Annotated in this window: 16 protein-coding genes; 1 reads left to right on the top strand and 15 read right to left on the bottom strand. The window is 48.2% G+C overall.

Going from position 1 to position 12,655, the window contains the following annotated elements:
- Positions 1–109: 109 nt before the first annotated feature.
- The 6 genes from Dvar_RS14680 to Dvar_RS14655 form a co-directional block, all read right to left on the bottom strand.
- Positions 110–550, bottom strand: coding sequence for an HPP family protein (locus tag Dvar_RS14680; protein ID WP_419662446.1), 441 nt, complete (start codon positions 548–550; stop codon positions 110–112).
- Positions 547–1,758 carry a cation:proton antiporter gene (locus tag Dvar_RS14675; protein ID WP_419662445.1) on the bottom strand — a complete coding sequence of 404 codons (1,212 nt, stop codon included), beginning with the start codon at positions 1,756–1,758 and terminating at the stop codon, positions 547–549. Before Dvar_RS14675 ends, Dvar_RS14680 begins: the two co-directional genes overlap by 4 nt.
- A 43-nt stretch (positions 1,759–1,801) precedes the next feature.
- The gene (locus Dvar_RS14670) at positions 1,802–2,389 is read right to left on the bottom strand and encodes an HPP family protein (protein WP_419662444.1); all 588 of its coding nucleotides are present in this window, start codon (positions 2,387–2,389) and stop codon (positions 1,802–1,804) included.
- A gap of 767 nt (positions 2,390–3,156) precedes the next feature.
- Entirely contained in the window at positions 3,157–3,639 is a 483-nt protein-coding gene (locus Dvar_RS14665) for a tyrosine-type recombinase/integrase (protein ID WP_419662443.1), read from the bottom strand.
- 18 nt (positions 3,640–3,657) lie between these two features.
- On the bottom strand, positions 3,658–3,867 hold the full coding sequence (locus Dvar_RS14660; protein WP_419664261.1) for a hypothetical protein: 210 nt from the start codon (positions 3,865–3,867) through the stop codon (positions 3,658–3,660).
- Positions 3,819–4,217, bottom strand: a complete 399-nt coding sequence (locus Dvar_RS14655) for a tyrosine-type recombinase/integrase (RefSeq protein WP_419664111.1) — start codon at positions 4,215–4,217, stop codon at positions 3,819–3,821. Before Dvar_RS14655 ends, Dvar_RS14660 begins: the two co-directional genes overlap by 49 nt.
- Positions 4,218–4,329: 112 nt before the next feature.
- On the opposite strand from Dvar_RS14655, the gene Dvar_RS14650 reads away from it, so the two are divergent.
- Positions 4,330–4,869: a hypothetical protein gene (locus Dvar_RS14650; RefSeq protein ID WP_419662442.1), complete on the top strand. Its 540-nt coding sequence runs from the start codon at positions 4,330–4,332 to the stop codon at positions 4,867–4,869.
- Between the two features lie 82 nt (positions 4,870–4,951).
- On the opposite strand, the gene Dvar_RS14645 is transcribed toward Dvar_RS14650, so the two are convergent.
- The 9 genes from Dvar_RS14645 to Dvar_RS14605 all read right to left on the bottom strand — a co-directional run bounded on the left by Dvar_RS14645 (position 4,952) and on the right by Dvar_RS14605 (position 12,581).
- On the bottom strand, positions 4,952–5,833 hold the full coding sequence (locus Dvar_RS14645; protein WP_419662441.1) for an SAM-dependent methyltransferase: 882 nt from the start codon (positions 5,831–5,833) through the stop codon (positions 4,952–4,954).
- Positions 5,834–5,865: 32 nt separating this feature from the next.
- On the bottom strand, positions 5,866–6,462 hold the full coding sequence (locus Dvar_RS14640; protein WP_419662440.1) for a TetR/AcrR family transcriptional regulator: 597 nt from the start codon (positions 6,460–6,462) through the stop codon (positions 5,866–5,868).
- 139 nt (positions 6,463–6,601) lie between these two features.
- On the bottom strand, positions 6,602–6,808 hold the full coding sequence (locus Dvar_RS14635) for a hypothetical protein (protein ID WP_419662439.1): 207 nt from the start codon (positions 6,806–6,808) through the stop codon (positions 6,602–6,604).
- 60 nt (positions 6,809–6,868) lie between these two features.
- Positions 6,869–7,894: an AIR synthase family protein gene (locus Dvar_RS14630; RefSeq protein ID WP_419662438.1), complete on the bottom strand. Its 1,026-nt coding sequence runs from the start codon at positions 7,892–7,894 to the stop codon at positions 6,869–6,871.
- Positions 7,895–7,943: 49 nt separating this feature from the next.
- On the bottom strand, positions 7,944–8,957 hold the full coding sequence (gene amrS, locus Dvar_RS14625) for an AmmeMemoRadiSam system radical SAM enzyme (RefSeq protein WP_419662437.1): 1,014 nt from the start codon (positions 8,955–8,957) through the stop codon (positions 7,944–7,946).
- A complete protein-coding gene (locus Dvar_RS14620; protein WP_419662436.1) occupies positions 8,954–9,145 on the bottom strand; it encodes a NifB/NifX family molybdenum-iron cluster-binding protein in 192 nt (63 codons plus the stop codon). The genes amrS and Dvar_RS14620 overlap by 4 nt, the downstream gene beginning before the upstream one ends.
- 221 nt (positions 9,146–9,366) lie before the next feature.
- The gene (locus Dvar_RS14615) at positions 9,367–11,172 is read right to left on the bottom strand and encodes a P-loop NTPase (RefSeq protein WP_419662435.1); all 1,806 of its coding nucleotides are present in this window, start codon (positions 11,170–11,172) and stop codon (positions 9,367–9,369) included.
- 28 nt (positions 11,173–11,200) lie between these two features.
- The gene (locus tag Dvar_RS14610) at positions 11,201–11,446 is read right to left on the bottom strand and encodes a rubredoxin-like domain-containing protein (protein ID WP_419662434.1); all 246 of its coding nucleotides are present in this window, start codon (positions 11,444–11,446) and stop codon (positions 11,201–11,203) included.
- An 85-nt stretch (positions 11,447–11,531) separates the two neighbouring features.
- Positions 11,532–12,581 carry a putative manganese transporter gene (locus Dvar_RS14605; protein ID WP_419662433.1) on the bottom strand — a complete coding sequence of 350 codons (1,050 nt, stop codon included), beginning with the start codon at positions 12,579–12,581 and terminating at the stop codon, positions 11,532–11,534.
- Positions 12,582–12,655 lie beyond the last annotated feature (74 nt).

Raw genomic sequence — 12,655 nt, 5'->3', positions numbered from 1 at the left:
CTCTGTGTTTGCGATCGAACAGTTAGTGAGGTGCTGTCAGACGACACTGCAAAAAAAAGAGATTAATACCTGGCCGCCCGTTATACAAATCCACGCTTTCTCGATTGTTTCATTCGATAATCATCTTTGAGTTCTTTCTAAATTCTTTTATAGTAATATGAATGTTTATTACGCCCAACATCACCCCTTGATCATCGATAACCGGCATGTCATCAATACCGTGTTCAAGCTGTCGATCTATAACATTATCCACCTCTTCATCAGGCTTAGCATAAACAACTTGTGCGTTCATTAGATCTTCTGACACCTCCGCCGCGACCCGCTGCATAAGTTGACGCCTGGTATGGACGGCCCGGTGCTTGGCCAAGACAAAATGAATAAGCTTTTGATAGGAAAGGTGCCCAATTAACTTCCCTTCTCTTGATACAACATAAATGTCTCGCAAACATCTCTCGGCCAGCACTCGGTCCATCACCGTCTCCAATGGACAGTCAGGAGGAACGGTTATTGCCGTACTTGGATGGCGCTTCAGCCATTCTGCTACCTTCAAAACTTTCTCCTTTTCCGCTTAACGCCAAGTTCGCCAGCCCCCCTTAATGCAAAGTATGCAGCCAGAGGCCCCACTAATTCGAAAAGTAACGTGGTTGCTAAAATAACATTGACCATCATAGTGGCAACATCATGAAATGCCGGTTTATGGCCTAATGTCAAAACCAGACCAATAGCAACACCGGCTTGTGGCACCAGCCCTAAACCCAACCAGCGTATTACCGGTGGGGAAGCGCCGGAAATCATAGCACCGAGGGAGGCGCCAACATATTTCCCTATGATCCGCGCGATAAAATAGATCCCGATCAGGTCCATGTGTTGAAAAAACACATTAATTTCGAAATGAGCGCCGCCCAAGGTAAAAAAAATGATGAATACCAGTTCTTCGAGAAATTCAATCGGCTCAACCAATTGATCACCAGAAAAGCCCAAAAAGTATCGTGACGAAAATCCCATGGCCATTGCGGTCAACAACGGGGATAGTCGCCATATCTCGGCCAATCCGACTGAAAACAGGATAGCTCCGAAGACCAGGGGCAGGCGCATTTCACGTTTATGGATGCGACTCGCCAATTCTTTAAGTCCCCAACCGGCAAAGGCTCCCAACACCAATGCTCCGCAGATTTCGAGCGCTGCCAAACCCAGTTTCGCACTTAACGTTTCGCCTGTAATCACAACAAGTACTAAAGAAAAGACGACAATGCCTAAGGCATCGTCCAGCGCTACCACTCCCAGCAGAACAGACGAAACAGGGCCGGACGCACGATACTGGTGCAACACGGCTATGGTACCAGCCGGTGCAGTTGAGGCAGCGATGGCAGCAAAAGCCAATGCCATTTGAAATGTTGTAATGCCAGCCTTATCAGAAGCTAACAGCATCATGGAACAAAAAACAAACAGAACAGCTCCGAATGATTCGCTCAGCGCTGTTCCTAATACGGTCTTACCCATTTGCTGAATTTGCTTTGCCGTTATCGACCCCCCAATCAGGTAAGCGATAATCCCCAACGCTACAGTAGCAAGCGGCTCTGCCCAATGGCCTACCTTTAAATTGAGTGTACTTCCTAATAAATCAGGTGAGAAGATCATTCCGGCAATAACATATGCCGCAACTCTGGGGAGCCCTAAACGGGAGGCAATTAAACCAGAAAACAAACCGCTTAGCATCAAAATGCCAAGATATAGTGTGATTAGCGACAAAGAATCCATAAGCAAAATCCAGACAATATGAATGACGTCAGCTATATGGAATTTATGCTGCGTCAGAGGGTAGCTCACACTCCAGCACGGAATCGCCTACAAATTCAAATACATCACTTAGACGGAGGATGCCAACAATTTCGCTGGGATCACGGTCGGTGGTCACCAAGAGAGAATGGTGGCGACCGATGATCAGCCGATGAATGGCTTCATCCATGGTGGCGCTTTCCTTTACAAATTCTCCTTTTACAGGCGTATACATCATTTTTTTGACTTTGAGATCAGCGGCTTTGCAGCACAGTCCCTCAAGGGCCTTTTCCCATAAATGATACTGTTCCAGCGTTTTTTTAAAAAATGCATCGCTCAGTCCTAAGCGGTGCATGGATCCCTCTTCAGTTTGATTTCTCATCTCTTTGTAATTCGGCTCGAGAGCTTCAATAACATCATGCTGGCTCAATTTGCCAATAATATGGTTGGCCTCATCGATTACCAGGATGGCTCGATGACGGTGGCGCTGTTGGTCAAATGCCGCCTGGGCCTTTCTTAAGGCCTTGACCGCGTCTAGCAATGTTGCAGTTTCCTGAACCGATGCATACTCGGCCAATGGCACCATCATCTCCTTGACGCTTCTGGATTTCATATCACACCTCCTTTGACTTTTTTTATGACAAAATGTCCGATCGGCTTGAGGTTGCCTAAAGTGGACCAAAAATTCAGGGAGTCGATATATTATTGATAAAATAAGCATACCCGTCGTCACCAGTAATGACAGTACGGTGGGTATTTCAGTTCCGAACTCCGCTATTTCGGACATTAGCGAATTCTGGATGGGAATCAGTTGGTATTTTTACTCGGCACGAAGTGCCGCTTCTTGTATATTGGTCCTAAGTCAAATAAAAAATGACCTTAAGTGCTGATTTTTTATTTATTCGTATTCTGCGTATTGCGGGGAGTTCAAAAAGCAAAAAAAATTTTTGTAATACATGAATCTATTGATAAATCAAATTTTATGATAGAGGCAATCCAGAGTTATAGTCAATAGTTGTGTATGGAAAATTTAGGAGGCGCTAATTCCAAGCATCACTACCTATTTTGGTCGGAATGTCTAACCGTAAATATTTACAAAGTTTATCACAAAAAATATTCGCCTTTAAAATGACAGGTTTTCAAACCTAAACTGTAGATTTTCAACCTGCCCGAAACGGCAGATTTCAATACTTATATTGCCAATTATTCTATCCGCCCGTTATCATTATAAATATTTTACCACGCGATATAAATCATACTTTTCATAAATATATCAATGATATAACGACCTTCAGCGCACCCATTTTTTTCAAGTTGGTAACATAATAAACTTCCTTTAAAGCCACCTTTTTGTGTCCGGCAAACAGGTTCCCGCCGGATTCAGAGACTATCCAGCCATTTCATGATCTCGTCTTCTTCCTGTTTGTCGATCAACGCTTCTATTTGTGCATTGCGGCTCAATAAGGCCTGGGTATATTCGTTGAACCGCTTCTGGATTTTTCTTCGTTGCGGAAGATCCATTTGCAGATAAACCATGCTGGATTGGACATCTTCGTGTCCCAAATAGTTTTTTATATCGGTTACCGAACAACCGGAGGCCAGCATGCTGATTGCGCAGGAATGACGACAACTGTGAACCGGATTGAGAACCTCCATCCGTTTTTCCGATAATGCCAACCGCAGGTATTTTTTGCAAAGAAGACAGATGCCATGACATGTCAACACCCTGCCGTGCTGACTGATAAACAGCCGCTTCGCGCAGGTTGGTTTTGGCTGGCGGCGGTAATTATACACGTATGCCTTGATCATCTTAACCATTGTTGGAGACAAGTTGATCAGGCGGAAGCGATTGCCTTTGCCCAAAATGGCGAGAGTTTTCTGTTATGGGTTGAGGTAATCGAGATTCAACTGTGCGATATCACTTGCACGGGCACCGGATTCGTACAACAAATGCAAAATGGTGTAGTAACGAAAGCCAATCGCCGTATTGATATTTACCGTGTTGAGGACTTGGTTTATTTCCTCCGGGTATAAAAAACCGATCAGCTGCCGCTGGGTTCGTTTCTGAGGAATGAAGATGATTTTATCCATCGATGCTGACCTTTGCGGATACATATAAAGGTTAAATTGCCCATCGTTCTCCCGGGGTGGTGGATACCTATCGCTTCAATGGTCTGGTGAAAGACGGAACGGACATGGTTGTCGCTCAATGGCCGATTTTTTCTTCCCGCCAACAAATATGGGTTCTCATCACCAGCGCGGAAGGCCTCGCGTACAGAAAGGTAGTTTTTTAGTTCAACCAGGACGGATTGAGGAAGGGGTATCAGGCGGTCTTTTCTGAACTTGGTCCTTTCAATATAAACACTGCCTTCATCGGGTCGGTAATGATGCCGGCAAAGCCGTAACGGTTCGTTGATCCGCATCCCGCAGCGGGCCAGCATCACTACGGACGGATAAATTGCCATATCGAATAACAAATGCTTTCGGGTAATGGCGGGATGTCTTCGAGCGGGTTGACGCGGCAGATATGAAGATAATAACTACCCGCTGCGCATGATCATCCTGTTCGACCATGGTCTTCGCAAACAAAAACAAAAGGCGTTGCAAAACCGTGTCCAGCGGACACGCAATGATTTTAAAGAGCTTTCCGGCAAACTCAACCGTTACAAACTGAAAAGCCAAGAGCAAATAGATGCTGCTTGCGCAGCCATCTTGAGGAAAAACAAAACAGAATCATTTTTCACCTATACCGTGATCAACAATCCGGTTACTACTTATAAAAACAGCAAACGCGGCAGACCCGCGGCAAATGCTGAAAAGATCGCCAATCGAGACCGAGGCCTGGACGGATTTATGCCCAACAGAAAAGATGTCCGAAATCCTCGCAGCGAGTTCATACTGAAAGAGTTCGAAGATATTGTCCAAGGAGTAATTAAGCTGCCTGATGGTAAGAACGATGGCTTTGTTTCCGATCTCAATGATCATCAAAAAGATATTCTGTCTATTCTAAACGTTCCGTTATACTACTATGACTACCAACACCTTACCGATTCAAGCTGGGACAATGTTCGGCCAGTAGAAAAAAATGGATAACAGGAGGTTGAAAAAAGAAAAACGCAAATTTTAAAGAGCGAAATCCAAGATAAAACCCATCTTAATAAGGTTTATAGGGAGGCTATCGGTCAGCAACCGTTGCATGAACGAAGTTGAGTATGGGGGAGACGGTCCTATCTCGGCTGGCTCCCCTGAAATACTTCTCCTTACATGATGCTGTCGATGTGCAAATTACGTTCGAGAATCCCCTGTCGATGAAGAAGGCTTCAACCTCTTGTTCCAGAAGACCGAACTGAAGAGGAGTGCCTTCGGCTTCCACAAATTTCCTCAAGACTTGGGCTTCCTGTCGAGGGCAGGTTCCGTCAATTACCGAGATATCGAAATAATCGCCGACCAAGGCGCTACCGGCGCCGGATACATGAGCAATGAATGATAACAGGAGGTCTACCGCCGGAGGTGGAATATACATGATCAACCCCTCGACAATAAATAGGGTTTTCAATTCCTTGTTATATCCCTGCCCAATCAGCTTTTGGTCGAGACGATCCTGACCGAACACAACCGGAACATAAGCCACGTGTTTGGGAAGTTCCCCAAATATGGACTGTATGGTGGCTTTCTTAAATGCCTGCGTTTCGGGATGATCCACTTCAAAAACCTTTAGCGCGTCACGTACCCCTTTTATTCGATATGCCCTAGTGTCATAACCTGCGCCAATGATTACCATCTGAGTTAGCCCTTCCCGCAAACTCTTGGCCAAACATTCGTCAATATAACGGATGCGCGCAACAATTGCACCGTTTATACCGGGCATGAGCTGTTCGTATTTAGCGCGTTCCGCCTTCACTGATGCTGAACACTTGAACTGTTCACGAATATTTTCGGGGAAGAAATATTGGGCATAAGGGTCTTCAAACACCCTTTCGTTTTCAGGAAGCTGGTTTTCGCCTGCCCTCACGCCGGCTATTTGGAGTGCCATTTTTCGGGGATCTCTCTCGGTCATAGGTTCCTCCGTAGAAATTGGCGATTACAGTTTTAGGCTAACGTGAACGCCTTTTTCAGCCCTTCGTATATGGCGGTGCTGCCCTGCCGCATCATGAAAATGATCTTTTCATCGTCCCACGTTCCCGCCGGTTGATTGCAGACTTGAAAGGCCAAGCCCTGAGCATAGAGCCAGCGTGTTAACTGTATCTGATAGACCTGCTCTGAAGACAACCCTTTAAAGGGCGGGTAGTCCGCAAGCGATGCAGTCAGCTTCTCCCAGATGACGTCACCAAAATATTTGAAGTATCGGATACGTTTTTCGTCATTGAGCCCCTTGAAAAGATTTTTCTCCTCCTGTGCGAACATTACGTACCCAATGCCATGATCCTGCCAGGGGTCTCCGGTTCTTTTACGAACCATGTGGGTGTGCAAAAGGGAAACTCCTTTTTGAACAACTGCCTCGTCGAGAGCTTCCATTGATTTGAAATAAGAGTATATGGGTCTTGCCGAAGATCCGAGATGCTCTGCCAGGGTCCTAGTCGTCAAGGCACTCCAGCTCTTGGACCTGATGAGGTTGAGGGCCGTATCTATGATTTCATCTTTAGTAAATTTGAATTTTGGCGGCATGTAGTAAATCCAGTTCTTCATAGACTGTAAGGTTTCATTTGTTGCACATCACTTGATGCATAACATTTGATTCAGAATCTGTCAACTCTAAAAGTGGGTAAATAAGAGCAGAGCATCGGCAACAGGTTTTTTAGAACGCTGGTATAACGATATTTAGAAGCTAACAGGCCGGTCGTGGTTTGATTTGGTCATCGTCATCAATCAAATCTGGAAATCTGCGGTAGTCGTTCATGTTATTGACTATGTAATCGATCAAAATTTCTTCAATAAGGTCTAACGTATCATTTTTTTTCTTTGAACCGATCTCATTTAGCGCATCCCATATTCCTTTCCTGACGGTTATCGATACGCACTTTTCATTGGCCATTTTTCTCTCCTATAGGTTTGGTTAACTACCCCTTAACCAATTGAATCACCGTCAAATTTTTCATCCATTTGCTGAATACCCGTTACGGGGGTAGAGGGTCCACATACGGGCCAATTCGTCTTCTTCGCACCGAATTTTGCGGTAGTGCGTGGTTTCTTCGTTGCCCAAGAGATGCACACCAGTTCCATCAGAAATGTGGCCCACATCGGATAAACGCACCCCAATCTTTGTCAACGCGTTCCTCACCGCTTTTACTCTATCGGGTGGAACCGTAGTCGCCAAGGTCCCGGAAGAAATCATCCGAAGTGGGTCGAATTGAAAGGTCTCAGCGAAGCGAGCAACCAAAGGGTGGATTGGCAGTCGGGAAGCATCGATCATCATACCGACTCCTGATAAATGGGCAATCTCCAACAAGGTTTCCAAAAGTCCGCCACGGGTCACGTCATGCATAGCCGTTGCCCCCAATTCAGCAAGTGCTAAGGCCTCTGGAACAACGCTCACATCGCCCAGCAAGTTGCGCGCGTTTTCTATGTCCCTTTCGCTTAACCCCAATTTTAGCGCTACATCGCTAAAATCCTGAGCCAGAATGGCCGTTCCTTCCAGGGCAATGCCCTTGGTAACCAGCACATGGTCACCGATTTTGGCTCCGCTGGTCCGTACCAGCTTACGACCTGATGCACATCCCAATGCAGTGACAGCGACCAATGGCCTGGATATTCCAGACGTATAGCCAGTGTGACCGCCGATAATGGAAACGCCAATCTCTTTGGCTGCGCGATTCGCATCACGCATGATCTGCTCCAGCAGATCCACGTCACCTGATGTCGGAACCAAAACCAACACCAGTATCCAGCGAGGAGGGGCTCCGCTGGTGGCGACGTCGTTACAGGCTACGTGGACAGCCAACCAGCCGATGTTGCCAATAGCACCAACGATCGGGTCTACATGGGAGACCAGGACATCACCGCCAACTCGCGTTAACGCAACATCTTCACCGAAAACAGACCCTAGAATAACATCCGGGTCTTCCGTTTCAATAAATGGAAACACACGCCGCTCCAAAACTTCCAAGGAAAATTTGGACATGGTGAACTCCTTGAGTGCCGATAGAGAGAGTCAAGCAATCTTTTGGGGATTACAGCCCCACACCGTCGATTGGCATCCCACACTGGGAACATTTTCCATCCTGCAGCCGATTATGGATGAAACTGAAACCGGAGCGCTCAATGACTACGGCCCCACATCCATAGCAGAAAGTGTTCTCACCCGCTTCAGCGGGAACGTTGCCTTCGTATACATAACGAAGCCCTTCCGCTAAACCGATTTCACGCGCACGTTGCAGCGTGGCCGCAGGCGTCGGTGGCCGGTCGGTCAGCTTGTAGGTGGGGTAAAACGCGGTCACGTGCCACGGCACTTCACAGCCGACGCTTTTCACAAAACGGGCCATATCCCTAAGTTCCATTTCATCATCATTCAAACCGGGGATAATGAGCGTTGTCACTTCCACCCACACAGCCAGGGTTTTCATGCGCTGAATGGTTTCCAGCACCGGCGCGAGGCGGGCACCGCAGATTTCCTTGTAGAATTTTTTCGTAAACGCCTTTAAGTCGATGTTGATGGCATCCAGATGCGGGGCAATCTCACGTGCGGCATCGGCGCTCATATAACCATTGCTCACAAAGACGTTTTTAAGACCTTCCCGATGGGCCAGAACCGCCGTATCGTAGGCGAATTCGTAAAATATGGTGGGCTCGGTATACGTGTACGCGATGGTTTTGCAGCCGGACGCTTTGGCCCTTTCAACGATCTGTTCGGGCGTCCGATTTTCGCCGATGATCTTGCCCGCATGCGCCTGAGGATATTGAGAAATGTCGTAGTTCTGGCAATGCTTACAGCGGAAATTGCACCCCGCCGTGCCGATGGAATAGGCCTTTGAGCCTGGAAAAAAGTTGAAAAACGGTTTTTTTTCGATGGGATCGATGTGTTCGGCGATTATCTTCCCGTAGACGAGGGAATAGAGCACGCCTTGCCGATTTTCCCTAACCCTGCAAATTCCGCGTTTTCCCTCGCGGATTCGGCATCCATGATTGCAAAGGTTGCAATGCAGCGTAGCATCGGTCCCGGCTTCATAAAGCATGGCTTTTTTCATGAACCCACCTTTTGCACAGTCTGAGCGGCCTGGATGCCGGCCCCACCGCTTAGTGTAGCGGCCTTGTTATCCACGACTTCAAATGCCTCGGTTGCGGCGTCGACGATGATAAAATATTGGCACCGCCCGAATTGTGGGTCTACCTGCGCATCCAAATCGGTTCCTTTGGACGAGATCGCGATCTTCATAATGCCTCCTCAGAATAAGATTCTGTAGAAAAGGCCATATGTCATACTGACCCTTTTTCATTGCTGTAAAGTTCGATCCATGCTTGGAACAAAAACGTTTCCATCCTTAGTGAAGAAAGATGGTTGAACGCATCTCTGGTTGATCCATTTATCGATCACCCTTTTTACATGTAGGTGACAAATTCTGGTTCGATCAAGCTGGTAAGGATATCGCATCTTCATCAAAGTTCTTTTTTCAACACTTGCCAAATCTGACGCAATGCCTCGAAAGCCGGCCCCTTGCCGTGCTCAATCACTGTCTTACCGGCGATGAGCGCATCGTTCACATTGCGGTCATAAGGGATTTTTGCAATCACACGCGACTTCTTCTCCCTTGCAATGGACTCGATTCGCTCGGACTGCTCGATATTCAAATCGGCTTTGTTGATGACAATCAGTACTGGAATTCCAAAGTGGTGGCTAAGGTCAAGCACGCGCTGCATATCGTGGACACCGGAAACCGTCGGCTCGGTGACGATCAATACCCGGTCCGCCCCGCTCACCGCAGCGATAACCGGGCACCCGCTTCCAGGCGGGCCGTCACAAAGGATCTGGCTTTTCTTGTGTTTTTTGGCGATTTCGGCTGCGACACCACGCACCTGGGTGACCAGACGCCCTGAATTTTCTTCGGCAATGGCCAACCGGGCATGCACCATGGGGCCCCAGTGGGTATTCGACACATACCATTGCCCTACCACATTGGGCCGGGTGGTGACGGCGTCAACCTCGCAGACATATTGACACATGCCGCACCCCTCGCAGGCCAGTTCGTCGATCTGGCAGATTCCCGTTTCTTCGTCACAACCAATGGCACCAAAATGGCAGTTTTCTGCACATGCGCCACAGCCGATGCAAGCCTGCGCATCGATCATCGCTTTTTCCCCGCCCACAAAATCATGCGCCTCCAATACGGTTGGCTTGAGCAGCAGGTGCAGATCGGCGGCATCAACGTCATTGTCCGCCAGCACACTGTTTTCGGCGAGCATGGCCAATGCGGCGACCACCGTCGTTTTACCGCTCCCCCCCTTGCCACTGATAATCGCGATTTCCTTGTATTGCGTTGCATCACCGGTAACAAATGTGCCGGCCGATGCCCCTTGCACCGCCAAAGATTCGTCCCTGGGAGGTGGTGGAGGCGCCTTTCCCACCAAAGCAGCAATGCCGTCGAATATTTTTAAAAGGGTGGCCTTCAATTCGGGAAAGCGGTCGACAAGAATCTGTCCACTGGAATAGGCCTCGGCGTATTCACGCTTGTAGGGAATCCGTCCAAGAACCGGAACCCCCACGCGGTCGGCATATTCGGTGATGATATCGTCTCTCCCATCGGAGCAGTTGACCACGATGCCCGTCGGCACCTTCTCCTTGAGGGCCAGCCCCACGGCCAGTTTGAGATCGTTAAGGCCGAAAGGGGTCGGTTCCGTTACCAGCACCGTCACGTCTGAACCGCTAACGGTTTCCACTACGGGGCATGACGTGCCCGGAGCAGCATCCACGATATTGATGGAATTTTGTTCGATATGTTTTTTGACATGTTGAATAACGGCCGGGGCCATGGCCTCGCCAACGTTCAGGATCCCGTGAGCGAAAAAAAATGGCTGATGTTCCGGCGCCGCCTGAACCTGACCGATTTCGACAGGGCTTTCAACCAGCGCTTTTTCCGGGCAAACATACGCACATACCCCGCAGGCATGACAAAGCTCGTTGAAAATCAGCACGTTGTCTTTCACAACGGCGATGGCATTGAAATGACATGCCTTGGCACACTCGCCACAGCCATTGCATAATTGCTCATTCCAAGCCGGTTTCATGACCTTTACGGGAAATTGCTCACTGAATTTCGGCTGAATGAATAGATGACCATTGGGTTCTTCGACATCACAATCAAGGAGCCGGACAGCATCGTTGCGATCGGCCAGTGCATGGGCCAGGTTTACTGAAAAGGTCGTCTTCCCTGTCCCCCCTTTTCCACTTGCGATACTGATAATCATGGATAACTCCTTATTTTCTTCTGTACCTTCAGAGACGCGGATCTACATTTCCCGGCCCACCGCATTCGGGTAGATAGCAAGTGACATTTACAAAGTCGCATTTGGTGTTACACTCCGGACACACATCCGGGGGCGTTGCTGAGGTGATGAGAAATCCGCATGCACCGCATTTCCAATAGGTCAAACCACATTTGGGACAGATATCACCGGAGAATTTACCCGAAGACGTGTGCCCACAGTGGGCGCATACCCATTTTTTTGGTTCATTTTGCATTGCCCGTTTCTCCTTTCTTTCGATCGATGGAATTGGGGGTCGATCGAGCGTTGGCCCAGATGACTTCATTTCGGATCCTTATCTTTCAGAATCCCAGAGCAAGTAGCCCTCCCCCAATGGTCAACCCAAAAACAAGATTAAACGCCTTGATCAATAAAGAATCCTTGATGCTGTAGGAAAGCAGGGGCAGCATGCCATGGCCGTCCTGGACAAAGGAAGCGGTGAACAATACGGAAAACGGAATCAAGCCCTGAGCATACATCATTACAAAAATCAGATGCGGTCCGAATTCAGGTACAATCCCAAGGATCGCCCCGATGACCAAAATCCATAGCATATGCGCATGAATGAAGGCCTCCAGATTCCAATAGGCCAGCCCCATATGCACAAAGAGCAAGGCGCCGAAACTCCACAGGAAGATCTGAAAAAGGTGCCGTTTAATGATGTGATCCCAGATGTGGTCATGCAGATAGTGCTCGGAAACGATGATGGCGATATACAGTGAACCCAGGCAAAGAACGATAAACGTAATCCGCTTCCAGCTCCAGACCGATGGCCCGATAATCCCCAAGGCGACAAGGACCAGAAACGAAGCAATCAGTACCAGCAGAAGAAAACGGGTAAACGAAAGCGAGCGAAAATTTTCAAAAAGGTTGGTTAACCGAAAAATGTCCGCAATCCGCTCAGCCTCGTCCCCGCTGGATATGCAGTGCTCACAATGCGCTTCCAGGCAAGATTCACAAGGAATCATCCCCATACGCGTTATGAATTTATCGCTGATCCAGGCACAAAGGAGTCCCGCAACAAACAACAAACCAAAAAGCGCCAGCGCCACGCCCGGGAACTGTGTCAGCATCACAAACGCTTCATCGCCGGAAGTCGCGATCATTCCACCGACAATGGCCCCGAAACTGATCATGCCGTGTACGTATAGGCTTACGTTCATGAAAGCTCCCAGGCAACCGGGGGTAGATCCGAGGAAAGAGGCCAGAAAATATTGCCGCCACTGTCCACCTTTAATGAGATCCGACATTTGTTTGCGGCTGGCCGTATCGATAAAATCGACCAGCAGCATCATGACAAAGACGAAAAAGCTGATCATCAGCGCATGTTTGAATATAGACAGAACCGCCATACGTTACCCATTAAGCCGGGAGCAATGAGTGTTGTCACGTCCACACACCCGGCCAGCGTTTTCATGCATTGATT

This window comes from Desulfosarcina variabilis str. Montpellier, from assembly GCF_048565275.1.
Lineage (GTDB): Bacteria > Desulfobacterota > Desulfobacteria > Desulfobacterales > Desulfosarcinaceae > Desulfosarcina > Desulfosarcina variabilis.
Note: the sequence above shows the minus strand (reverse complement) of the source record. Positions and strands in the feature narration are given on the sequence as shown.

Bases quoted from the DNA above. Each gene is read 5' to 3' on its own strand.
- Dvar_RS14675 (WP_419662445.1), bottom strand. From the start codon at position 1,758: ATGGATTCTTTGTCGCTAATCACACTATATCTTGGCATTTTGATGCTA.
- Dvar_RS14670 (WP_419662444.1), bottom strand. From the start codon at position 2,389: ATGAAATCCAGAAGCGTCAAGGAGATGATGGTGCCATTGGCCGAGTAT.
- Dvar_RS14660 (WP_419664261.1), bottom strand. From the start codon at position 3,867: ATGGATAAAATCATCTTCATTCCTCAGAAACGAACCCAGCGGCAGCTG.
- Dvar_RS14655 (WP_419664111.1), bottom strand. From the start codon at position 4,217: ATGCTGGCCCGCTGCGGGATGCGGATCAACGAACCGTTACGGCTTTGC.
- Dvar_RS14650 (WP_419662442.1), top strand. From the start codon at position 4,330: ATGATCATCCTGTTCGACCATGGTCTTCGCAAACAAAAACAAAAGGCG.
- Dvar_RS14645 (WP_419662441.1), bottom strand. From the start codon at position 5,833: ATGACCGAGAGAGATCCCCGAAAAATGGCACTCCAAATAGCCGGCGTG.
- Dvar_RS14640 (WP_419662440.1), bottom strand. From the start codon at position 6,462: ATGAAGAACTGGATTTACTACATGCCGCCAAAATTCAAATTTACTAAA.
- Dvar_RS14635 (WP_419662439.1), bottom strand. From the start codon at position 6,808: ATGGCCAATGAAAAGTGCGTATCGATAACCGTCAGGAAAGGAATATGG.
- Dvar_RS14630 (WP_419662438.1), bottom strand. From the start codon at position 7,894: ATGTCCAAATTTTCCTTGGAAGTTTTGGAGCGGCGTGTGTTTCCATTT.
- amrS (WP_419662437.1), bottom strand. From the start codon at position 8,957: ATGAAAAAAGCCATGCTTTATGAAGCCGGGACCGATGCTACGCTGCAT.
- Dvar_RS14620 (WP_419662436.1), bottom strand. From the start codon at position 9,145: ATGAAGATCGCGATCTCGTCCAAAGGAACCGATTTGGATGCGCAGGTA.
- Dvar_RS14615 (WP_419662435.1), bottom strand. From the start codon at position 11,172: ATGATTATCAGTATCGCAAGTGGAAAAGGGGGGACAGGGAAGACGACC.
- Dvar_RS14610 (WP_419662434.1), bottom strand. From the start codon at position 11,446: ATGCAAAATGAACCAAAAAAATGGGTATGCGCCCACTGTGGGCACACG.
- Dvar_RS14605 (WP_419662433.1), bottom strand. From the start codon at position 12,581: ATGGCGGTTCTGTCTATATTCAAACATGCGCTGATGATCAGCTTTTTC.